Origin of the sequence: Lysinibacillus contaminans (assembly GCF_001278945.1) — a bacterium.
Lineage (GTDB): Bacteria > Bacillota > Bacilli > Bacillales_A > Planococcaceae > Lysinibacillus > Lysinibacillus contaminans.
This window is the reverse complement of record NZ_LGRV01000007.1, coordinates 409,465-432,137: the sequence shown is the minus strand read 5'-3', so window position 1 is coordinate 432,137 and position 22,673 is coordinate 409,465. Positions and strand designations below refer to the sequence as shown.

24 protein-coding genes are annotated in these 22,673 nt (G+C 36.4%); 2 read left to right on the top strand and 22 right to left on the bottom strand.

All coding sequences use genetic code 11. The annotated features are described in order from the left end of the window. Positions 1–4: 4 nt before the first annotated feature. The 21 genes from neuC to AEA09_RS18100 form a co-directional block, all read right to left on the bottom strand. Positions 5–1,165 carry a UDP-N-acetylglucosamine 2-epimerase gene (gene neuC / locus AEA09_RS18205; protein WP_053585372.1) on the bottom strand — a complete coding sequence of 387 codons (1,161 nt, stop codon included), beginning with the start codon at positions 1,163–1,165 and terminating at the stop codon, positions 5–7. Between the two features lie 61 nt (positions 1,166–1,226). Beyond that, positions 1,227–2,384, bottom strand: coding sequence for a LegC family aminotransferase (locus AEA09_RS18200; RefSeq protein ID WP_053585371.1), 1,158 nt, complete (start codon positions 2,382–2,384; stop codon positions 1,227–1,229). Then, positions 2,381–3,379 (bottom strand): NAD-dependent 4,6-dehydratase LegB, encoded by a 999-nt coding sequence (locus AEA09_RS18195; protein WP_053585370.1) that lies wholly within the window; start codon positions 3,377–3,379, stop codon positions 2,381–2,383. The genes AEA09_RS18200 and AEA09_RS18195 overlap by 4 nt, the downstream gene beginning before the upstream one ends. Then, a complete protein-coding gene (locus AEA09_RS18190; protein WP_053585369.1) occupies positions 3,376–4,608 on the bottom strand; it encodes a motility associated factor glycosyltransferase family protein in 1,233 nt (410 codons plus the stop codon). The genes AEA09_RS18195 and AEA09_RS18190 overlap by 4 nt, the downstream gene beginning before the upstream one ends. A 2-nt stretch (positions 4,609–4,610) precedes the next feature. Beyond that, positions 4,611–4,943, bottom strand: a complete 333-nt coding sequence (locus AEA09_RS18185) for a DUF8042 domain-containing protein (protein ID WP_053585368.1) — start codon at positions 4,941–4,943, stop codon at positions 4,611–4,613. Then, positions 4,940–6,640 (bottom strand): motility associated factor glycosyltransferase family protein, encoded by a 1,701-nt coding sequence (locus tag AEA09_RS18180; protein ID WP_053585367.1) that lies wholly within the window; start codon positions 6,638–6,640, stop codon positions 4,940–4,942. The genes AEA09_RS18185 and AEA09_RS18180 overlap by 4 nt, the downstream gene beginning before the upstream one ends. Before the next feature lie 149 nt (positions 6,641–6,789). Continuing rightward, complete coding sequence (locus tag AEA09_RS18175) at positions 6,790–7,602, bottom strand: flagellin N-terminal helical domain-containing protein (RefSeq protein WP_053585366.1); 813 nt, start codon at positions 7,600–7,602, stop codon at positions 6,790–6,792. Positions 7,603–7,870: 268 nt separating this feature from the next. After that, positions 7,871–8,089: a carbon storage regulator CsrA gene (gene csrA / locus AEA09_RS18170; RefSeq protein ID WP_053585365.1), complete on the bottom strand. Its 219-nt coding sequence runs from the start codon at positions 8,087–8,089 to the stop codon at positions 7,871–7,873. Further along, positions 8,089–8,532, bottom strand: a complete 444-nt coding sequence (gene fliW / locus AEA09_RS18165; RefSeq protein ID WP_053585364.1) for a flagellar assembly protein FliW — start codon at positions 8,530–8,532, stop codon at positions 8,089–8,091. Before fliW ends, csrA begins: the two co-directional genes overlap by 1 nt. A gap of 16 nt (positions 8,533–8,548) precedes the next feature. Then, positions 8,549–9,112 (bottom strand): DUF6470 family protein, encoded by a 564-nt coding sequence (locus AEA09_RS18160; protein ID WP_053585363.1) that lies wholly within the window; start codon positions 9,110–9,112, stop codon positions 8,549–8,551. Between the two features lie 62 nt (positions 9,113–9,174). Then, positions 9,175–10,077: a flagellar hook-associated protein FlgL gene (gene flgL / locus AEA09_RS18155; RefSeq protein WP_053585362.1), complete on the bottom strand. Its 903-nt coding sequence runs from the start codon at positions 10,075–10,077 to the stop codon at positions 9,175–9,177. Between the two features lie 93 nt (positions 10,078–10,170). Beyond that, positions 10,171–11,742 carry a flagellar hook-associated protein FlgK gene (gene flgK, locus AEA09_RS18150; protein WP_053585361.1) on the bottom strand — a complete coding sequence of 524 codons (1,572 nt, stop codon included), beginning with the start codon at positions 11,740–11,742 and terminating at the stop codon, positions 10,171–10,173. Positions 11,743–11,811: 69 nt separating this feature from the next. Further along, positions 11,812–12,312: a flagellar protein FlgN gene (locus tag AEA09_RS18145; protein ID WP_053585360.1), complete on the bottom strand. Its 501-nt coding sequence runs from the start codon at positions 12,310–12,312 to the stop codon at positions 11,812–11,814. Between the two features lie 27 nt (positions 12,313–12,339). Then, complete coding sequence (gene flgM, locus AEA09_RS18140; RefSeq protein WP_053585359.1) at positions 12,340–12,600, bottom strand: flagellar biosynthesis anti-sigma factor FlgM; 261 nt, start codon at positions 12,598–12,600, stop codon at positions 12,340–12,342. Positions 12,601–12,721: 121 nt separating this feature from the next. After that, positions 12,722–13,138 carry a TIGR03826 family flagellar region protein gene (locus AEA09_RS18135; protein ID WP_053585358.1) on the bottom strand — a complete coding sequence of 139 codons (417 nt, stop codon included), beginning with the start codon at positions 13,136–13,138 and terminating at the stop codon, positions 12,722–12,724. Between the two features lie 90 nt (positions 13,139–13,228). Continuing rightward, the gene (locus AEA09_RS18130; RefSeq protein WP_053585357.1) at positions 13,229–13,825 is read right to left on the bottom strand and encodes a ComF family protein; all 597 of its coding nucleotides are present in this window, start codon (positions 13,823–13,825) and stop codon (positions 13,229–13,231) included. Then, entirely contained in the window at positions 13,822–15,189 is a 1,368-nt protein-coding gene (locus AEA09_RS18125) for an ATP-dependent helicase ComFA (protein WP_053585356.1), read from the bottom strand. Before AEA09_RS18125 ends, AEA09_RS18130 begins: the two co-directional genes overlap by 4 nt. Before the next feature lie 238 nt (positions 15,190–15,427). Further along, on the bottom strand, positions 15,428–16,270 hold the full coding sequence (locus AEA09_RS18115; RefSeq protein ID WP_053585354.1) for a DegV family protein: 843 nt from the start codon (positions 16,268–16,270) through the stop codon (positions 15,428–15,430). Positions 16,271–16,488: 218 nt separating this feature from the next. After that, positions 16,489–17,034 (bottom strand): DUF3225 domain-containing protein, encoded by a 546-nt coding sequence (locus AEA09_RS18110; protein ID WP_053585353.1) that lies wholly within the window; start codon positions 17,032–17,034, stop codon positions 16,489–16,491. Between the two features lie 233 nt (positions 17,035–17,267). Then, positions 17,268–17,942: a response regulator transcription factor gene (locus AEA09_RS18105; RefSeq protein WP_053585352.1), complete on the bottom strand. Its 675-nt coding sequence runs from the start codon at positions 17,940–17,942 to the stop codon at positions 17,268–17,270. Between the two features lie 36 nt (positions 17,943–17,978). Further along, complete coding sequence (locus tag AEA09_RS18100; RefSeq protein WP_053585351.1) at positions 17,979–19,127, bottom strand: sensor histidine kinase; 1,149 nt, start codon at positions 19,125–19,127, stop codon at positions 17,979–17,981. Between the two features lie 173 nt (positions 19,128–19,300). Here AEA09_RS18100 and AEA09_RS18095 point away from each other — a divergent pair, with 173 nt between their 5' ends. Next, a complete protein-coding gene (locus AEA09_RS18095; protein WP_053585350.1) occupies positions 19,301–19,936 on the top strand; it encodes a YigZ family protein in 636 nt (211 codons plus the stop codon). Between the two features lie 299 nt (positions 19,937–20,235). Next, positions 20,236–21,300 carry an LCP family protein gene (locus tag AEA09_RS18090; RefSeq protein WP_053585349.1) on the top strand — a complete coding sequence of 355 codons (1,065 nt, stop codon included), beginning with the start codon at positions 20,236–20,238 and terminating at the stop codon, positions 21,298–21,300. 235 nt (positions 21,301–21,535) lie between these two features. Here the strand turns inward: AEA09_RS18090 and AEA09_RS18085 are convergent, their stop codons facing one another. Then, a complete protein-coding gene (locus AEA09_RS18085) occupies positions 21,536–22,612 on the bottom strand; it encodes a glycosyltransferase family 4 protein (protein ID WP_053585348.1) in 1,077 nt (358 codons plus the stop codon). Positions 22,613–22,673: the final 61 nt, after the last annotated feature.

Genomic DNA, 22,673 nt, shown 5'->3' with positions numbered 1-22,673 from the left:
CACCTTATTTATCATAAAATTTTTTTTGAATAATATTTTCTAAATTTACATCTTTTAAAATACGAATGATATCCTCTGATGTAGATTCACCATCATACTGTAGCCCCAATTCTTTGAAACTTTCAACAAACTCTGGTTGAATTGCACGCTCAATAGCATTTTTGATGCTTTCAAAATCATTTCCACAATCTATAATTGTATTACTTTTAGCACGACCTAACTGACGATTACCAATATTTACTGTTGGTATTTTTAATATCGGAGCTTCCACTATACCGCTTGATGAATTTCCAATAACAACTTTTGCATACTTTAGTGTACTTAAATAGCGTAAGCTGCCTAGTGAAGTATATACTTTCACACGATTAGAATTTAAATGTGCATATTCATCAATTATCTTATTTAAAATTCTACCTTCAGTATCAGCATTTCCTTTTGTAATAATTATATTATAGTCTTCAAATTCATCTAATGCTGTTAATACTTCCTTAATTTGTCTACTAGCATCATCAGATTCTAACGTTGTTGGATGGTATGTTATAAGAAACACTTTTTCTAAGGACATTCCAAAGAATTGTTCTAATTCTTCCCTTGTTAAAAAATCCATTTTCCTTATATTTTCTACCCCTGGGTCTCCTACATTAAAAACAAATTTAGGTTGTTCTCCTAACTGAATGACTCTATTTCGATATTCTTCATTTGCAGGAAAATGAAGGTGGCTCATCTTTGTAATAGCATGTCTTATTGAATCATCGATGGCACCTTCTGTTATTTCTCCACCAGAAATATGGGCAAGAGGAATTTTTAAAAATAAAGCTGTTTGTGCAACAGCTAACATTTCAAATCTATCACCCAAAATAACAATGATATCTGGTTTTAATCGTTCAAATGCAGGTGAAAATTCTAAGATTGCCAATGCAACTGACTTAGCCATCCCTATAGAAGTATCACTTGAAAGTAAAATTTCTATTTTTTCAACGGTTTTAAATCCATCATCAACTATTTCATTAACAGTGTAACCAAATTCAGGTGACAGATGCATACCTGTTACTACTAGTTGCAATTCTAAATCGTTGTCAAATTCAATCTTTTTAATAATTCTTTTTAATAAACCGTATTCTGCTCTTGTACCTGTAACAACACATATTTTTTTAGGACAATGCATATGAACATCTCCTTTTAATTCATAAAATGAAATAGCCATATCCAAGATATGACTATTTTGTCTATAGATTGGTTTCTAATGGCGTACTCGGAATATTAACAATACGTTTTTTTAAGATATTTGTAACACCCAAATCCATAGCTGGGCATTTTTCAAACATCACAAGCTCATGCATCGGTTGCCAAATCGGACGACTCATTACCCCTTGGTCATTTAAAAACCCTAAAACTTCATCTCGATTTAAGGATTCATCTAAAATTAAAGTTTGCAACCAATAATTACCATTGCTATGTGCAGGTCCCTTAAACAATGCGGCTCCTTCTAAATTGACAACTAGCTCTTCATATTTTCGAACGAGTGCTTTCTTCTGAACTAAAAAGTGTTCTAACTTTTCCAACTGTGCACAACCAAGTGCCGCATTAATATTCGGCATACGGTAATTATAACCGATTTCATCATGCACATATTCCCACTTATGAGGAACCTTTGCTGTCGTTGTTAAATGCTTTGCATAATCTGCTAGCGTCTCATCGTTGGTTAAGATTGCACCACCGCCACCAGTTGTAAGTATTTTATTGCCATTGAAACTCATTGCGTTTACTTTACCGAAGCTACCTGTATGCTTACCTTTGTAGTAAGTCCCCAAAGATTCTGCTGCATCCTCAACAAACTCTAAATGATATTTCTCTGCTAGTGCTATCAGCTCATCCATATGTACAGCATGACCAAATGTATGCATCGGCACAAATGCTTTAATTCGACGGTTTGTTTGCTTGTTAAATAGTTCGCCATTACGAATTTCTGAAATTTGCTGTAAATAACTATCTAATTTAAACGGATCAACACCTAATGTTTCCTTATGTACATCAATAAAATGAGGCACTGCTCCGCAATAGTTCACCGCATTAGCCGTAGCAATAAAAGTAAGCGAAGGCATCAGCACCTCGTCATCTGCCTCAACCCCCGCTACCTTTAATGCAATATGCAATGCCGCTGTCCCATTGACAACAGCAACCGCGCGTTTTACCCCAACAAATTTCGCTAGTTCTTCCTCAAATTTTGTTACGTAAGCACCGACAGAAGATACCCACCCTGTTTTGACACAGTCTGTTACATATTCAACTTCCTTGTCATCAAACGTTGGTTCATGTAGAGGTACAAAATCTTTTTTATATATCGCCTTTACTCCATCTGCAAATTGCTTCCATTGTTTATTCATATATTATATACATCTGCCTTATATTGAGATAAATTTTTGGGATTTGTAAACCATTCAATTGTTTCTTCTAGACCATTACGGAAACCTTCCTTGTCACCATATTGTGGTTCCCAACCTAATAGTTCTTTTGCTTTTTTATTTTCAGCCCAAAGACGTTCGACTTCGCTTTTTTCAGGACGAAGACGTTGCTCATCTGTTTCAATTGTTAAATTGACACCCATAATGTCGGCAATTATTTCAGCAGTTTCACCAATTGACACTTCATAATTAGAGCCAATATTAATCACTTCACCAATCGATTTTTCTGAATTCATAACAGAAATAAAACCTTGAACAGTATCTTTTACATAGTTAAAGTCACGTGTCGGACTCACTGCCCCTAATTTAATTGTATCTTTGCCACTAGCTAACTGACTTATTATCGTCGGAATCACCGCACGCGCTGATTGACGTGGACCATATGTATTGAATGGACGAATAATAGACACTGGTGTATCAAATGAACGGTAAAACGATAATGCCATTTGATCTGCCCCAATTTTTGAAGCAGAGTATGGTGATTGTCCTTGTAATGGGTGCTCTTCATCAATTGGCACATATATCGCTGTCCCATAAACCTCACTTGTCGATGTATGTACAACCTTTTCTACACCCAGCTCACGTGCAGATTGCACAACGTTTAGTGTACCGTTAATATTTGTATCCACATAAGTCGCTGGTGAATGATATGAATATGGAATGGCAATAAGTGCTGCTAAGTTAAGAACATGTGTACAGCCCTTCATTGCTTCTTTAACACCATAAGGATCACGGATATCCCCTGTAAATACGTCTAACTGTGATTTAATGTCCTGAGGTGAGTTATCTAGCCAGCCCCATGAATTAAATGAGTTATAATAACAGAAGGCACGAACATCATGTCCTTCACGTACTAGCTGCTCTGTTAAGTGAGAGCCGATGAAGCCATCTGCACCCGTAATCAAAACTTTAGTCATATAAAATCTCCATTTTCTTCAATGTTTTCTTTGATTAATCTATTGAATATATCTTCATTAATTAATTCGACATTTGAAACTTTAGCTCCCTGAACAGCTGTATTATAAACTTTCAAGTTGCCTTGTTTACACTTTTCCTCATACCAATTCCAAAATGAGTACAACATTAAATTAGTGTTAATCATACTTCCATCATTAGCTTTGATTTTTCGTTTAATATTATTTGCATTCATTTTCACATTAGAACTAGACATTTCTGAATGAGTCTGGTTATTTGGAAAACCTAAATCTTGCCCAAATAAAACAATTTTACGATAGCCCAATTTCTCCATTAAACTGAATGTAACAGTTCCCACCGATCCGCCAGTATCAAGTAATGGTGAGTTTCTCTTAATCGCTTCATTTTCAGCTGGTATAAAGCCTCTTTGATACAAAATATACTTTGGCCCATTTAAAAATTTTACTGTTGCATTATTTGCTGTACTTAAATAATAAAGTGGTCCTTCATAATTTAAGCCTTCAAATTGCTTTTGAATTAAATCGCTAGCATCACTAATTACTACACCAGTTGGTAATATTCCGTATGTTAGAACTGTTTTAAGTGCTGCTCCTACAACAAAAATATCCACTACACCTTGGTGTTCTTTCAACCATAAAATTGTCAGATCTAAGGATGGCCCAGCCGCTATCAAACACCCAATCTTGCGAGAATTACTGTATTGGATAATTTCACTTTCATTTAAAATATTTAACTGAAAATTACTATACATTAGCTTTTTCGAACGATTATACGACATCTGATTAATTTTTATAATCTCTAAAATATTGTTTAAAGGATGATTTTCACCTATCGCTTTAATCCATGCGTTAGGTATTAATATTTGAATATTTTCATCCATTCTAATACCTGTAACTTTTTTTATTAGCTTAACATTTTCAAGTTGAATTAATTCACTATTTCCTTTTTCCTCAAAAAGCCTTAGCTCAATTTCATCAAAATAATAAACATAAATTTTTTTGTTACCAGCATACTTCAACAAATATTCTAAGTGATAGCCTAAACCTAAGCCTATTAAAATATACTCTTCTGCATTTTCATCAAATTCAGATTGAATCCAGTTAAATGCGCTTTCTTTTGGTTTATATTTACTATAAAGTTGATAGCCGTTGAGCATTAATGCAAGTTCACCATTTTTAGCTTTATAGCTTTCCCACTTTAATTGCAGCATAATTAATTTAATTCCGTAAAGAACGGTGCAATTTCATATTCAAAGATATCCGCCACTAATAAATAATCCTGCTTTTCTAATCCTTCATTTATTTCTATCAAATACTCTTTAATTCGAGCAAAATCAATGAAAATATTATCACCATGTTCATTTAAAAGACGCATTGCATCATTTAACCATGTCATACCTTCTGAAAAATCATATATACTGTTTAAAGCTTCACTTAATTTATCCTCCTTAAAACAATTTGCTATATACAATACCCCACCCGATAAATTATGCAAATAATCATTAAAACTCTCTTTTAATTCTAATACTTCATTTGAACTTTTCATTTATTAACCTCCAGTTGTTTTACTTCTTCAATAGACTCCCTTACAAAATTCATGCTCGTATGAGTAGCCTCTAATAATTTAGCATATAAATCGGCATTTTGTTGGAATACTCTTTTATATTTTTCTAAATGTGTTTCTTCGCCTTCTGCCTTATATTTGGTCATGATATCTAATGTAATTGGATCTATAATTCTTTCCATTGTCACTTTTCTTAATAATAGCTCTACATTTTCATCTACACTATCCAATGTTTTTAGTGTTTTATCTGTAAAATGATTATTAGGTCGATTTTTTTCAAGTATTTTATTCGCTCTTTTATATTCAAATCCTATTTGAGTATAAATTTTTAAATCTTCTTCTAATAAAGCGATATATTTTGAATACTCTATTTCATTTTTACTAGGGAAAACAATTTCAACTTCGTTATGTTTTTCAACAAAATCATAAATAAATTTAGAAAAGGGAAGTTGTTGCATCCCTATAATTTTCACACCGCCTTCAGTGCAGTTAAATATAGTATCTTTATCTTCTATCGAAAGCATAATATTTTCAAAGCTCGTTTTCATGGAGTAAAAAGGATAATCCGTAACTACTTTGTCACCGAAATAACCTTCCACTTTAAATGTATTATTTTCTTTTAAATAAGTATCATCAATTGTTTTAGCCAATTTATTATGATCCGCATGAGTTTTATTATCTGTGAAGGATAAATCTTGACCAATTACCGCAATTGGTCCACTCGAAATATACCTTGCAATACTTAATGCAAAATTCGCAACAGATCCGCCACCTTCAATTGAGGGCAAATCAATATTTAAAAGTCTCTTTATATGCTGCTGGTATTTTTCTTCTCTTGGTTCTATAAAAGCAAATTTATGATTTTTAAAATCTTTTTGAATTTTAAAATGACTAGTAGCAGAAAAAATTAAAGAAGTCTTCTTTAAATTCAAATTTTTAAAATGAGCTGTATAGTTAATTAAAGAACCATCAATTGATACAACATAATCAGGCTCAATATTTGACGCTAATAATGTACCTATCGTAGAACCCGCCGCTATTAATATAACATTATCTCTTATATTTCGTAACAATGGCAGTTGTTTCGTTAATGAGGGACCACCTGAAGCGACAACTACAGGGGAATGATAATATTTTGTCAACTTCCCTAACGAATTCCCCTCATATATATAGAACATATTTCTAACACTATTTTCTTGCCACTGTAAACTCAATTTATGTGTGGTGTTATAATAAATGATATTTAAATTTTGAACATCTTTTATTTCTTTTAATAACCCAGCATAGAGATTTGGAAATAATTTATCATAATTAGGTGCACAGATAATATTAATTTCTTTGCTATAAAAACTTACTTTTTTCTGAATACAATCATTCATGACTCTTAAATCAGAAGTAAAAATTACATCATAGCCTTTCAGTGAATGTTCACTAAATTGTTCTATTGGATCAAAAAACAATACTTTTTCATAATCAAAATTTAACTCCTTTAACGCCCCTTCTATATAACCTAAACCGTATCCAAATATTATATTAAAAACATCCTGCTTTATATGTCTCTTTATAAAATTTATTGCTTCTTTTTTAGGATTGTATTTACTATGTAATAAAAATCCATTTACCTTAACTGATTTTAAACTATTATCTTTAATTTCATATTGTATGTCTAAGTTTGTCATAAAAGTATTTCACCTCTGTTCTATTATCGTCTCTTTGCTCAAAAAATTTAGATTTTTAGTTAAATCCTCAGAGAGCTTATATTAATTCAAACAAAAAACTAGCCTCTGAATGATTTATTCAGAGGCTAGTTTTGTAATTAATTAATTAATTAACCTAATAATTGTAATACACCTTGTGGCTGTTGGTTAGCTTGAGCTAACATAGATTGTGCAGCTTGCGTTAAGATGTTGTTCTTCGTGAAGGCCATCATCTCTTTCGCCATATCTGTATCACGGATACGTGATTCAGCAGCTGTTAAGTTTTCAGAAGTGGCACCTAAGTTATTAATTGTGTGCTCTAAACGGTTTTGAACTGCACCTAATTTAGCACGTTCTGTTGAAACTGTTTCAAGAGCTTTGTTGAATGTTGAAATTGCCGCATTTGCTTGAACTTGTGTAGAAATAGATGTAGCATCTACGCCAAGTGCAGCTGCACGCATGTCTCCAACTGTTAATGATGTATTTTGACCCGAGTTAGCACCGATATGGAACTTTTGAGCTGAGAAGCCACCGCTTAATAATTTCTTCGTGTTGAACTCAGTATCCGTTGCAATACGTGTAATTTCTTTTGCTAATTGATCAATTTCTTTTTGAATGTGTCCACGGTCAGAAGATACGTTTGTATCGTTCGCAGATTGTACTGATAATTCACGCATACGTTGTAAGATAGAGTGTGTTTCGTTAAGTGCACCCTCAGCAGTTTGGATTAAAGAAATTGAATCTTGCGCGTTTTTCGTAGCCATATCAAGACCACGGATTTGTCCACGCATTTTTTCAGAGATTGCTAAACCGGCAGCGTCATCGCCAGCACGGTTTACTTTGTAACCTGAAGATAATTTCTCAAGGTTTTTTGCAGATTCTGCGTTGTTAAAGCCAAGGTTACGGTGTGTGTTTAAAGCTGAAATGTTATGTTGAATTCTCATTTGGAATTCCTCCTTGAATGTTTTTTGTCATTCCACATCCTTGTGGAATGCTGTTGGCCTTGGTCGTATTATGTACTTCCATTGCCTTACACTATCTATATCGTACCTTTGTTGAAATGTTTAATAGTTTTTATCGAAATTTTTTATTTATTTTTCAAAAATTTCCTCACTATGCTTTATGATAATATTTCGTTAAAAGAAAAGAATTTAACTCCTACAAAAACAAAAACCTATCACCCTACTTTGGCGATAGGCAAATTGAAGAACACTATTTTTTTTTAAATTGTTCTAAGAAGCTTGGTGCTACACTTAACGCTTCCTTATTTTGTGCTTGAATCGCCTCAAATACCTCTGAACGATGAACAGTTACTGATTTCGGAGCCACAATCCCTAACTTAACTTGATCGCCATCAACAGAAAGAATTTTCACTTCTATATGGTCACCTATCATTATAGATTCATTCTTTTTCCTTGAAAGTACGAGCATTATTTAACACTTCCTTCAAGGGCACTTAGCGAAAAGCGTAACGGATAAGCCTTAATGTCACTTAACACTAGTTGCTTACCTACTTTTTTCTTCATGTTGATAACAACTGGTGCAAGTAGGTTCATTGTAGAGTCACTTAACTTTTCTTTTAATGTCACGATCGCATATGTAACAAGGTCTTCTTCTCGTTCCGCAACAAGCACTTCATTATCTTCCATTGAAAGGTCAAATACATAATCAGCTTTGAAGACAAATGGATAAGCGACAACAAAACCAAGTTCAGCATTTTCAGTTGCTTGTAACAACGCAAGCGGTAAGTCCTGATCAAGTGGTAATAATACAAACTTTGTCACCTCTGAAAAACCTGGAATCCCTTCTGGAAATGTTAAAACATCCTCATTTAGTATTTCTACTTCTCCTAAAAATTTTGTTGCGATTTTCATATAATCATTGCACTCCTTATCCAATTACATCAATTTGAACATCTGGTCTTTGAATCATTGTACCTGTTACTTTTCCTGGTGTGTAGTCATGTATCGGTTTGTTCACTTGTGCGTCAATTTCCGGATTTTGTCTCGTAATATTAACGTCAGTTGCACCCGGTGTATAATTAATTTTTACTGAGCCGATGGATGGCACGAATTTTATATTGAAAGGGATGCGCTTCGGACCATGATTTTGCTGGGCAATGCCTTGGATTATCGCTCTCCCCTGATCTTTTCCTGCACTCTCCATCATTTGACGTCCTTCTCTTGCTCTACGGGCCATCCCTTGTAATGCTTCTTGTTTACCTTCTTGTGCAAAATTATCGATAGATTCGAGCGGTCCTATTAAACCTAAATCTCTTCTTGCTTGTGAAGAGTCGATACGAAGCACACCACGTTTTGTGTTAATTTCTAGAATGGCTGCGGGCTGCTCGATTGTTTGTGTTGCATTCGGTTGCTTTATGATTTGCTGTGGCTTGCTAATATGTAAATCCATTTGCGCATCGGTTGTTCGTATTTGGATTTGTGGGAGTCTCATAAAAGTACATGCTCCTTTCAAGAAAAGCGTCTGAACAATTTTGTCCAAACGCCTCTTTCTTTTTATCGAATAAAGTCTACCAATGTTTGTTGGATAATTTTAGCACCTACTGAAAGTGCAGCTTGGTGAATCGATTCATTTGTTACTAATTCTGTAATAGCTTTTGAATAATCAACATCTTCATTTTCTGAAAGTTGTTTAGTAACACTTACTTCACGAAGAGAAAGACGATCTTCCATCATCTCCACACGGTTTTGACGAGCACCTACATCTGCTTGAGCTGCAAGAACTTTATTGTGTATTGCTGTTATATCATCACCCGTACTTTGATTGGCAACTCCACCTAATGCATCTCCAATTTCTGCACCTGATTTAGTAGGATCCCCTAGCAAACCTGAAATTTTCCCCATCATGTCATCAATATCCTTAAAAAGTGTTTTCCCTGGTGTATTTACTGGCAGTCGAATACCATCAAAAATTTCTATTTCTACGCTCTCTTCGTTAACTGTAACTGGTGGTGTCGCTTCTGGATAGAGAGGTTGACTTGTATTCGTACCGCTAAAAATATAACTATCTGCAACTTTTGTATTTGCTACATCTTGAAGTTGTTGACGAATTTGGTCAATTTCCATTTTCATTTTATCTCGATCTTCCGGTGTATTCGTATCATTGGCAGCTTGAATGACTAATTCACGAACACGCTTCAATTGTTCGCCAACCTGATTAAGTGACTCATCCGTTGTATCTAACCAACTATTTGCCGTAATCATATTCCGATTATATTGTTCAACCTTCGCTAAATCACGTCGGTAGCCCATTCCTTTAACTGCAGTCACAGGATCATCGGATGGACGATTGATTTTTGAGCCCGATTGGATTTGTTCCTGTAGTTTTGACATTTTGCCGTAGCTATTACTTAAATTGCGTATCATATTATTAGAAAGCATCGATTGTGTCACGCGCATAATTATAAAAACTCCCTTCTTTTAAGACGGAGGGCTATAGCTCCGTTTCTTTCTATAATGGAAATATAACACCTGAAACAGTAGATTTAATTTTTACAAACCTACGCGTCCCATGCCATTAATAATTTTGTCTAATATCTCATCAACAACGGTAATCATACGCGCATTAGCATTATAAGCTTGTTGGAACGTTATCATATTTGTCATTTCTTCATCTAAAGACACGGCACTCACGGAGTCACGGTTATTTGAAATCATCAGGAGTTGAGATCCAGAACTGCCATAGAGCGTCAGTGCTTCCTCTCCGTCTACACCGAGCTTACCAATCATACCTTTGTAAAATGTTTGCATTGTTGAATTATCAATAGTTCCAAAAGTTTTGTGTTGCATATTAGCTAAATCAATCGCATGTTTACCGTTACCTTCTTCACCTGGTTTTGAAGATGCTGCTAGAAGGTTATGATTAGCTTTAATATCATCCGTCACCTTAATACCCGCTGCACCCGTACCTTCAAAGAACTTACCACCCGCAACTGACGGATCTGTTCCCTTAAGCGTATACCCTTTAGCATGCAATTCATTAAACTCTTTAATGAATGCATTGGCAAGCTGATCTAATTTCGCTAATGTTTCTGGGTAGTATCCTTTAATATCACCACCGGCACTTTGGTAACCATACGAATTAATTAAAGATAATATTTTTCCTTTTGAAGCTTCAAAATCCTTTTGCTCGATGGCTGTTTGAGTGCTTGTTACAGTACCCGCTTCATGGGCCTCTATTGATTCTAAATCTGTTAACTGCATTTCAGAAAAAACATTTGATGGGTCATCACCATTTACAACCGTCCCCTTTGAACCCATTGCTGTAAATTGTGCGAAGTCTTTTCCATCAACTAAGTCTCTTACAACACCATCTGCACCTTTAAATGTGATTTTCAAACTCCCCTCAGCTACTTGAGATGCGTTCCCGCCTGAAGGAACACGTTCAATAGAAACAGGTAGATAGCTATTTAACTCATCAACTAATACATCGCGTGTATCATACAAGTCATTCGGTACATGTCCACTTGGTTCCACCTCTTGAATTTGTTTATTCATCGCTGCAATTTGTTTAAGAAGTGTGTTAATTTTCTTAGTAGAAACATCAATCTCACTACCAATATTACCCTGTATGGTTTTTAATTGTGTATCCATATAATTAAATGATCCTGCTAAATGTTCCGCACGTCCAATGGCCACTCTACGTGCCGCAGCATCCTCAGGTTTTGCACTGACGTCTTCTAGTGATTTCCAAAAATTTTCGAATGCTTTATCTATACCGAATTCAGTCGGCTCGTTCATGATATCTTCCATTTGAGAAATTGACTTTGTACGTGATTCCCAGTAACCAAGTTTGTTCGTTTCTTGACGGAATTGACGATCCACGAATTCATCACGAATACGTTGAATCGAACCTGTTTCAACCCCCGTACCAAGATGACCAGGATATGTAGGTGAATTCAGACCAGGTGTTGGAAAACCAGGTGTTGCTTGCATATTTACTCGTTGGCGAGAGTAGCCGAGCGTATTAGCATTAGAAATATTATGTCCTGTCGTATATAAAGCAGTTTGCTGTGTGAATAAACCACGTTTACTTGCCTCTAAACCCATAAATGTAGAACGCATAAGAAATTTCCTCCTTCTGTTTGTTCATGAAAAAAATAAGCAAGCATAGGTTTTGCCCAGGCGCAAAACCTATGCTTGTGAGTCAAAGTATGTTTTTTTAGAAATTATATTTGTGCCTCTCACTTCGCCCCCGGAATAATTGATTTGTTCGGGTTGTGGGCGTAGCATATCAAGAGTCAAATTGACGAATTGTAATGATTGGAAAACGAGCTTTTGATTGAGATCGTTTTGCTTCCGTAAATCGTCAATTATGAGTAATAAACGACTACGAACTTTTTCTAATTTTTGCTTATCAGCATCATTGTCAGCAACTTTGATGACATCGGCGACAGTCGTTTTGTCAGAAGGGGCAAATCCTTTTGCTCCAAGGTATTCCGTTACCGTTTTCTGACGCTGTTGCTCAAGCTTATCAATCGCTGCTACGTGCGCCTGCTCATCCTTGAGCATTTGGTCGATTGCTTCCATATTGTTCGTTTTAATAAGCTCTGTTTTTTTAAAAGCGAGCTCCAGCAAGCTTTTATGCATTCTTTCTAGTTTTTCAAGTGTGGCATAGATAACCTCTATAGACATCCTGTCATGCACCCTTTCTGTCGTTCTTTAGAAACGATAATATTTCAGCATATCCTCTGCTACTTTACGTGCATCTACTTTATATTCACCTGAATCAATATCTGCTTTAAGCTTTTGCACCCGCTCTGCACGTTCTGCACTATAAGTAGTTACGCCCTGCATATCTTGTGCCGCTTTTGAAATTTCAATTTTATCGGCAAATGAAGTTTTATTATCTGCTGACTTCACGTTACGAACTTGATTTTTGTAAGCATTGACCGCGTTAACACCATAAGTTGTAATTTTCATTGGTATTCTACCCCCTATCTAAAAAGCTTATCTATCTATTATTTCGGATTGTACTAAACAATGTTAAGTTTTTCAAAATAAAAAAAGTGTGCTAATCCTTTTCAATTAGCACACCAGCATATTAAGGTCGTTTACGTTCTGAATGATACGTTGCGCGATCACGTTGCTGTACACTGTCACGAAATTCCTTGGCCGCATCAAATGTACGAAGTTCCGACTTCAATTCATCCTGACATTTTGTACATAGTTTACCGGTTGTCGTTAAGTGACCGCAATTGTCACACGGATAGCCTAAATTCGGGAACATCGCTGGCTGTAAACGCCCTTTACGTACCCATCGGTGTAATAAATCTTCATCGGCTCCAGTTGCTTCTACGATTCGCTCAATTGTTGCCGCACGATTTTCTCGTTTACGTAAGAAACGATAAACAATTTGATATAAGTCCTCTTCAGATTGAGCGCATTTATGGCACACTTCTCTTAACCCTGTATAGTTAAAAAATTCATTACACTTTGGACAATTACGAACCTCTGCCATTTAAATTTCTCCCCTTGCCTTTTAAATATTATATCAATCTATTCGGTACTATCTTCACTTGCATTTATTATACATGATACCTCCGTATTTTCACCCGCTAATTAGTGTGAATATACGAACATTTTCGGCACCCGCTCCTAGTAATAGCTGTGTGGCGTGCTGTAGTGTTGTCCCTGTAGTTTGTATATCGTCGAAAAGGAGATATTCTTTATACTCCACGCGAATATCTGGTAGCAGTCGAAAAAGCGGTGGTGTTTGCAATCGTTCTTCTCGATTTTTTGAGCTTTGCGTTTCTGTCGTCGTTTTTTCTAAAAGTTGTATATAGGGAATTTTTGCTGACTTTAGTAACTCATCCATATGTGAAAAGGTGCGTTCCTTTTGTTTTTCAGGGTGCATCGGAATTGGAATAATGGTAGCTTTTTCGTGCTTTAAATGTGTATGGAGCTCCTGCCGGAATACTTTCGCGAGTGCAACATCTTGAAGAAATTTGTATTGATGAAGGAAGTCTTTCATGGCTTCATTATAACGATAGAGTGACGTACTTTCATGTGAGGTATTTCGTTCAAAGCGCGCTAAACATTTTTCGCAAATACTCGGAGGGAATTGCTTGGTTAAGAGCGCCTTCCAAGAAGTAATTAGTTGTAACGGCTGTGTGCATAATAAGCAATGTGTCTCATTTTTATTCATCTTGGAAATCCTTCCTTGTTACTGCGTTCAATCGTCGCTCTTGCCTCGTCCATTTCTACTGTAATGCCATGATGAAAAAATACAACATCTCCGTCTGCATATGCCTGATTTCGACCGACTCTTCCTGCAATTTGTATAAGTGCGCTAGCCGTAAAAATAGAAGATTCTGCTCCTACAACCGCAACTTGCACATTTTTAATCGTAATACCCCTTTCTAAAATAGTCGTCGTAAGTAACCCTGGAATTTCTTCATTTCGGAGTTTAAGAACTTTTTCTTTCCGGTCAGTATCCTCAGCGTGTACAGCTAGAATATCAGGATGGATAATTTGAAAAAGCGGTGTAACGATATCCATTAAAGCCACTTTCGGTAAAAAAATTAGAAAGGGTTCTTGTCGAGTAAGTCGATCTTCTATCCAACGTTGAAGTTTCAAAGGAATCTTTCCTTTGTTCAAGCTATTTTCATAGCGCCACAATGAACTGTAACGTGGCACAGGTAATGGATGATTATGATAACGTTTGGGAATAAAGGAATAACCGCTTCTTTTATGTTGCTGCAGTAGCTTCTGTGAAGGCGTCGCGGTTACAAAGATAATAGGTGATTCTGGCTTTTTTGCTTTCTGCACAGCCGTTTGAAGTGTTTGGTCGAAGGTGTAAGGAAAAGCATCTGCCTCATCTACAATGATAAGGTCAAAAGCATGTTGAAATCGGTATAATTGGTGGGTCGTCGCCATGACAAGCCGCGCGTAGCCTTCTTGCTTAGGTGCCCCTCCGTACAATGCATGGATATTGGTTTTTGGAAAAACAGCCTGAAAACGCGGAAATAGTTCGAGTACAACATCTGTTCTCGGCGTTGCAATGCAGACACGCAGACCTTTTTCTAGCGCATAATGGACGGATTGAAAAAGAATTTCAGTTTTCCCTGCTCCGCATACCGCATGTACTAAGTGATTACGCTGTCGCTTCACACTTTCTAACATTTCATCTGAAGCTTGTTGTTGCAAAGGCGTAAATTGCCCTGCCCATTCGAATTGATGTTGCTTTTGTTTGTATGTTTGTGGTCCTCGCCAAATTAGTAATGTTGTACAACAGCTTATTCGCCCCATATTTAGGCAGTGCCGACAATAGACGCACGTTTTTTGGCATTTCGAACACTCAAAATGGGTAAATTGCTGTGGTTCTTCATTTTGACAACGATTGCATTTTATCTGCGGTATTGTTTGAATACCTTCCTTAATATAAAAATAGTTTCGTTCTATCGCCCTTTTAATGTCGTCTTCATGGAACGGTGTATGATTCTTTAGCCAAATACGCCCCTCATGAAAATCTCTCAATGCCGGCGGTAATAGCCATCCTTTATATTTCATCTATTTTGCTCCTTCCTTCGTATGGATGGATATCTTTCTATTAGCGATTGTAGTGGTTCTATCAGCTATGTTTAACGCTTTATCAGCGATTTCCTCACTTCTATCAGCTATGTTCTCCGCTCTATCAGCGATTTCCTCATTTCTATCAGCTATATTCTCCGCTCTATCAGCAATTTCTCCACAATCCACAAAAAAACAGCCTCTACACTAGTTGTAGAGACTGCGACAAAATCATTATTTATTTTTTCGTCCAACCAAGACCCATTGCACCTTCACCTAAGTGAGTACCAATCACTGGTCCAAAATAACTCAGTTTAAAATGTACATTGGGGTAGCTCGCTGCAAGTTGTGCCATCCACGCTTCTGCTTCTGCTTCACAGTTGCCATGAATCACAACAGCATCCATCGCCTCAAATTTACTAGCATCTGCTGCTAATAATTCTTCAGCGCGCTTCAATGCCTTTTTGCGTGTGCGAATTTTTTCAAACGGCACAATGACCTTATCTACAAAATGTAATACAGGCTTTACCTGTAATAAGCCGCCAATCAGTGCTGCTGCTGAAGACAAACGACCACCACGTTGCAAGTGAGCCAAGTCATCTACAATGAAGTAAGCACGAACGTATTGCTTCATATCCGCTAAAGCATCCATAATTTCTTTCGCCGATGCGCCTTCAGCTGCCATTTCTGCAGCTCGTAATACATAAAAACCTTGCACGGCGCAAGAAATTTCACTATCAAATGTGTACACATCAATGCCTTCGACCATTTCGCTGGCTTGGACCGCTCCTTGGTATGTACCGCTTATCCCACTCGATAAATGAATGGATACCACCTCATCATAGTCCTTTGCCAACTCCTCGAAAAGGGCAGCAAACTCGCCGATAGGTGGCTGCGTTGTTTTTGGAAACTCCTTGGCACCTCGTACTTTATCGTAAAATTCAGATGCTGTAATGTCTACTTCTTCTGCAAATAATTCTCCTGCTATGTTTACACTTAAAGGAATCATGCTAATATTTAAGCGTGATCGTTCTTCTGGTGTTGTATATGCGGTACTGTCTGTGACGACTGCCGTTCTCATGAATCTCCACTCTCCTATGTCTCATAGTTTACCGTATAAAGAAATGAATGTGAAACGAAATCTGACTTTCATCTCACATTCATTCACTATGTATTAAGAAAAGCACTGGAGAGCCCAAAGTGAAGCGATTTTTCAACTTTCACTAGAAAATCGAAGCTACCTCGAGGGAATGGCGCTTTAGCCTAGGCTTCGATAAAACTTTTGCTTATTTTCTTTAATTAATTGCTCGTACTAGATTTTGAATCGTCCCCTAAATAGAAGACACTCGTTACTTTCCAAGCATTATCTTCCTTTACGAAAACCGTCACTTGACGACCAGCACTTTCATGCTCAACGTTCGTTTCTAACTGCCTTGTATGCAATGTCATGTTTGCATAAACCTGCGCTTCTTTTTCACTATATTTCGTAATTACTATATTTTCAACATCACGTTTAATATCAAATTTCTCAAAAACCTCAGCAGCATAAGCTTCTTCTTCTTCATACTTAAAGCCTTTTGGATTCTTTGATACGGTTTGCATATAACGTTCGATTTCTTCAGCATTTAATGCCGCAATATATTCGTCAAATGCTGCTAAAATTGCTTGTTGGTCCTTAGCCGGTACATTTTTTGCTTTTTCTACCTCGCCGCCGTTCATTTCAAAACCAGCCGTACCATCATCAATCACGCTTTGCCTTTCTTCGGCACTTAAATCTTCCTCTTTATTACCACAGGCAGTTAGCATAAATAACGTTAAAACCGCCAGTATACTTTTTTTCAACATATCAAAACCTCCCGCGCAATATTGTAGCACATTATCAAGCAATAAGCTTTAGTAGGAATTTAGTTGCGCATTTTTAATTTTTTGTCATTACATATGTCTTTATGACGCCATAAAAAAAAAATTGTTGCACAGTAATATCAAGATAAATATAGGCGTAATAAAAAACTGCTTTAAAAGTAACTCTATTGCTAGAGTAGCTTTTAAAAACAGCTTTTATTCATGCAGTATGCAATTTATCTTACTTCAACCCAACCATTTTTGATGGCTGTCACAACAGCCTGTGTACGGTCATTTACGTTCATTTTTTGTAAAATACTTGAAACGTGGTTTTTCACAGTTTTTTCAGAGATGAAAAGTGTTTCACCGATTGTACGATTTGATTGGCCATCTGTTAATAACTGTAATACTTCACATTCGCGCTTTGTTAATAAATGGAATGGTCGGCGGATTTCTGTTTGATGGAAGTTCCCTTTGTTTTCATGTTCAGAAAGACGACGGAACTCTGCCACTAAATTTTTCGTTACTTTTGGATGTAAATACGAACCGCCGTTAGCTACGACTTTAATTGCTTCTACGATTTCATCTGCATCCATTTCTTTTAGCATATAACCTAATGCACCTGATTTTAATGCGTGCGTTACATACGTTTCATCATCATGAATCGATAACATAATGACTTTCGCATCTGGAAATTCAGCTACTAAATCCGCTGTTGCTTCCACACCATTTTTTCTTGGCATATTAATATCCATTAACACAACATCAGGTCGATTCTCCGCATATAAATTAACTACATCCGTGCCATCATCACCCTCTGCTACTACATCGAACGTGTCTTCAAAATCTAAAATGCGTTTTACACCTTCACGGAATAGCTGGTGGTCGTCTACAATAATAATTTTAGTCATAAGTCTTTACCCCCTAAATTTCTGCAACAATTTCGTTCACTCTGTTTCTAACGGAATTTTAAATAATACCGTCGTACCTCTGTTAACTTCACTTTGAATAGACATCTTACCATGTAATAATTCAATACGCTCTCGCATTCCAATAATACCAAAAGAGTGGTCTTTGACTATTTGGGGATCAAATCCAACACCATCATCTTTAATAACAATGTTAACAGCATCCCTTAACCATTCAAGCTTTACCCAAATATCTTTTGATTTTCCATGCTTCATCGCATTCGTCACACATTCCTGTACAAGTCGGAAAATGGATACCTCATAGTTCGATGGAATACGCTTTTCTGTACTTCTCGATTGAAAATGAATCGACACTTCCGGGTTATATTCAGTCACTGTCGATAAATATTTTTTCAATGTTGGCACAATGCCTAAATCATCGAGTGCCATTGGACGTAAATCATAAATAATGCGGCGTACCTCAGATAGTGCATTTCGCACCGTTTTCTTCAAATCAGCAATTTCTGCAATTGCTTGTTCAATTCCTTTTTCACGATATGTTCTTTCGATTAAATCCGTGCGCATCAAAACATTCGCCATCATTTGCGCAGGTCCATCATGTATTTCTCGTGACAATCGTTTACGTTCTTCCTCTTGTGCTGTAATAATACGAATGCTAAAATCCTGTTTTAACTTTGCTTGTTCTAGCGCTTGACCTACGTGTTTCAAATCTGAGGTTAAATAATTTAAAATGACGTTTACTTGATTGACAATGTGATCAGCACGCTCAATCGTATCGAGCAAACCTTTTAATCTTCTTTCCAGATCATCTCTCTTATCACGCAATTGCTTTTCCTGCGTTTTATTTACCGAGAGCTTTACTTGAAAATCATTGGCAGTTTCATATGCATCTTTAACTTGTTCTTCGGTATAATTATTAAAAGCTTTACTCACTAAGACAAGCCTTTGTTTAGCAAGCTGCATGTTTTTCTCTAAAGCATCGCCTTCATCAATTACAACAGAGATTTGTTTCCGAACAATTTCTAACTCTTTTTGCATATCTTCGAAGCTTCTTCGGCTTTGTTCACTTATAATGAAGATATCATCTTTTGAGCTCATAATTGTTTCTAACATTCGATTGAATACGCCATCAAGCGACCCTATATCGAAAGTTTCATTTGAAAACATAATGTACTCCCCAGTCTTTTTACCTTATTCGTTAAAAAATAAATAGCTAATGGCTTTTAATTCTATGTAAAATAGATAGTCTATTGCTATTATATCACCTCAATCATAAAAAATAATATTTTTTCTTTACTTAAATATCGAATTCCAACTTATGTCATAGGAGGCTTACACATATGAGAGAAAATTATTTAACCGTTAAAGGGTACGGAGAAAGTGAAATCGTTATTTCTAAGTCACGCTTCCTTACCTATATAGAACGTGCAGAAACAGAAGAGGATGCACTCATTTTCATTGAACGCATTAAAAAGATGCACCGTCAGGCAACACATAATTGCTCCGCTTATATAATTGGTGAACACGATCATATTCAAAAAGCAAATGATGACGGGGAACCTAGTGGTACAGCAGGCGTCCCTATGCTAGAAGTGTTAAAAAAACAAGGCTTGAAGGATACGGTCGTTGTTGTCACACGTTACTTCGGTGGCATTAAACTTGGCGGCGGTGGTCTTATTCGTGCATATGGCAAAGCAACGACTGAAGGCCTACTCGCAGCACAAGTTGTCGAACGGAAATTGCATCACTCTATGAAAGTTGCCATTGACTATACATGGCTTGGGAAAGTAGAAAATGAAATTCGAAGTTCAGTCTATACATTAGAAGAAATTCGCTATTTAGACGGGGTTGAAGTCATTGTGTCGGTATTAAAGGAGGATGAAGAGGTGTTCCGGAACTGGATCACTGAAATAACAAATGGCCAAGCAATCATCTCCTTTGAGCATGCACATTTTATCGAATTTAATGTAAAATAAATAGTTTTAATTGTCGAATATAGAGCTAACATAGTATAATTTTAATATTGAGCTATTTTTATCTTCATTCAACTTTTTTTTAGTACCGAAAGTGTGTCGGCAGGTACTAATGTTTTGAGCGTGAAAGCGCAGCAACAGCAGCACTTTTTTAGTGTTGAAAACGAAGTGTCAGCCAAAAGTGTTTCAGTCCCGACAGACTGAAGATAAAGCCTCTGACGGATGTCACAGATGTCACAGAGGCGTAATTTATAGTAATATCGCATTAGTATCACAAAACCTAGAGGAGAATAACTACTAATATGAAAAAATTGCAATATAATAAAAAGAAGAGGAAATCTTCTAGATTCTCTTTAATAATAAAAATTACGCTATTACTTGCTGCTAGTTTACTAATCTGCGCCACAGCTTATGGAGTCTACATAACAAAACAAGCAGAATATGCGGCAAAAGAAGCACATGAAGTTTTAGAAGGTCGAGAAGTTTCAACTTTACGTGATGAAAAGGTAAAGCCAGTTAATGATAATGTGTCAATTTTATTTGTTGGAGTTGATGATAGCGAAAATCGCGGACAAGGTTCTGAAAACTCTCGTTCAGACGCACTAATTTTAGCCACTTTAAACAATACAACAAAAACAATTAAAATGCTTAGTATCCCTCGTGATTCTTATGTATATATCCCACAGGTTGGATATGAAGATAAAATTACGCATGCACACGCTTTAGGTGGGACACTTGCAACTATTGAAACAGTAGAAAATTTGTTTGATATACCAATTGACTATTATGTACGAATGAATTTTAATGCCTTTATAGATGTTGTCGATGCTCTCGGAGGTATCGAAGTGGAGGTTCCGTATGCACTGCGTGAAATAGACGAGTTTGATCGTAGAACAATTAATCTTCAGCCAGGATTACAGCGCTTGAATGGTAGCCAAGCACTTGCACTTGCTCGTACACGTAAACAAGATAGTGACATTGAACGAGGTAAACGCCAACAAGAAATTTTAACTGCTATCATTAAACAGGTTGCTTCTGTCGGCTCGATTTCGAAATACGACGATGTTATCAAGGCGGTCGGTAATAATATGAAAACGGATATGACCTTCGATGAAATGAAATCATTCCTTTCATACTTATCACAAGGGATGCCACGTATTGATTCTTTAACATTAGACGGTAGTGATGACATGTCTACAGGTGTATACTACTATCAACTAGACGAAAATTCAGTCGATGAAGCAAAAAATACGTTAAAAAACCACCTTGGCTTACCTGAATCATCTTCCAGTTTAACAAATGGGAAATCAAATATTGATGACATCGCATCTGATGATGAATCTTTAACTAAAGAAACAGTACAATAAATTAAAAACACCTCACCTACGACTTGTAGGTGAGGTGTTTTTATAGTCAATGATAAAGCTATTTATACCGATACTCTACCGGCGAATGCTGATAAATAGCTATGAAAGCTGAATTGCACACTGTGAACGCTGATAAAAACCTTCGACTGCTGTATTTCTCGCTGTGAACGCTGAACTTACCGCCCGTGCAATAAAAAAAAGTTACCATGCACACGCAGGATAACTTCTTTTGGTTCTATTTACTAAAAATACGTACAAAATTCAACAGTGGTTTGTAGTTTTTACCTGCCAAACCTATGATCTCAACAAAAATCTCTACTGCAACTAGGATGACAGTAATTAGTAACATTGCTCCCCAGAATTTTGCCATCGAGAAGATGATTGCTGCTAAACCAAACATCATAGCAATTCCATAAATAATAAGTACCGTTTGTCGATGTGTAAAGCCCATATCTAGTAAACGGTGGTGTAAATGTGATTTATCTGGATCCGACCATTTTTTCTTCATGCGCACACGACGCACAATAGCAAAGAATGTATCAGAAATAGGCACACCTAGCATAATAACTGGGATAATTAATGCAATAACTGTGATATTTTTAAAGCCCAGTAATGCTAATACGGAAATCATAAACCCTAGGAATAATGCACCCGTATCTCCCATAAAAATCTTCGCTGGGTGAAAATTATAAAATAAGAAACCGATTGTCGCTGCAGCTAAAATCCCAGCAATAGCTAGTACAAACACATTGCCCATAATAAATGCCATTCCGGCTAATGTAATAAGTGCAATCGATGAAACACCTGCTGCTAAACCATCTAGCCCATCAATTAAATTAATGGCATTTGTAATACCTACAATCCATAGCAGCGTTAAAGGAATACTCAAAAACCCAAAATTTAATTCGCCGACAAATGGTAAATTGATGAAGTCAATTTGAATTCCACCAACAAATATAACGATTAATGCAGCCAAAAGTTGACCAAGCATTTTCGCCTTTGCTGATATTTCACGCATATCATCCACAACACCTGTTGCAACGATGATACATGCGCCAATAATAACTGCCGGTAAAAGATATTTACCAGTATTCAGCGGCTGCTGTATACTTTGTAAAAAAGGATATAAAATTCCTATACCTATTAAAAACGCAAGAAAAATCGCCAGACCTCCAAGTCGTGGCATGATTCGTGCATGGACTTTTCGATAGTTTGGCGCGTCAACGGCACCTATTCTGAACGCTAAGCGTTTTACTAGCGGAGTTAACAAAATGGAAGCAACGAATGCTGCTATTAAAGACACGTAAATCATGTCTCTCCTCCTCAAAAAAAATAATATACATTTCAATCCACCTTGATTATAGCACGAATAA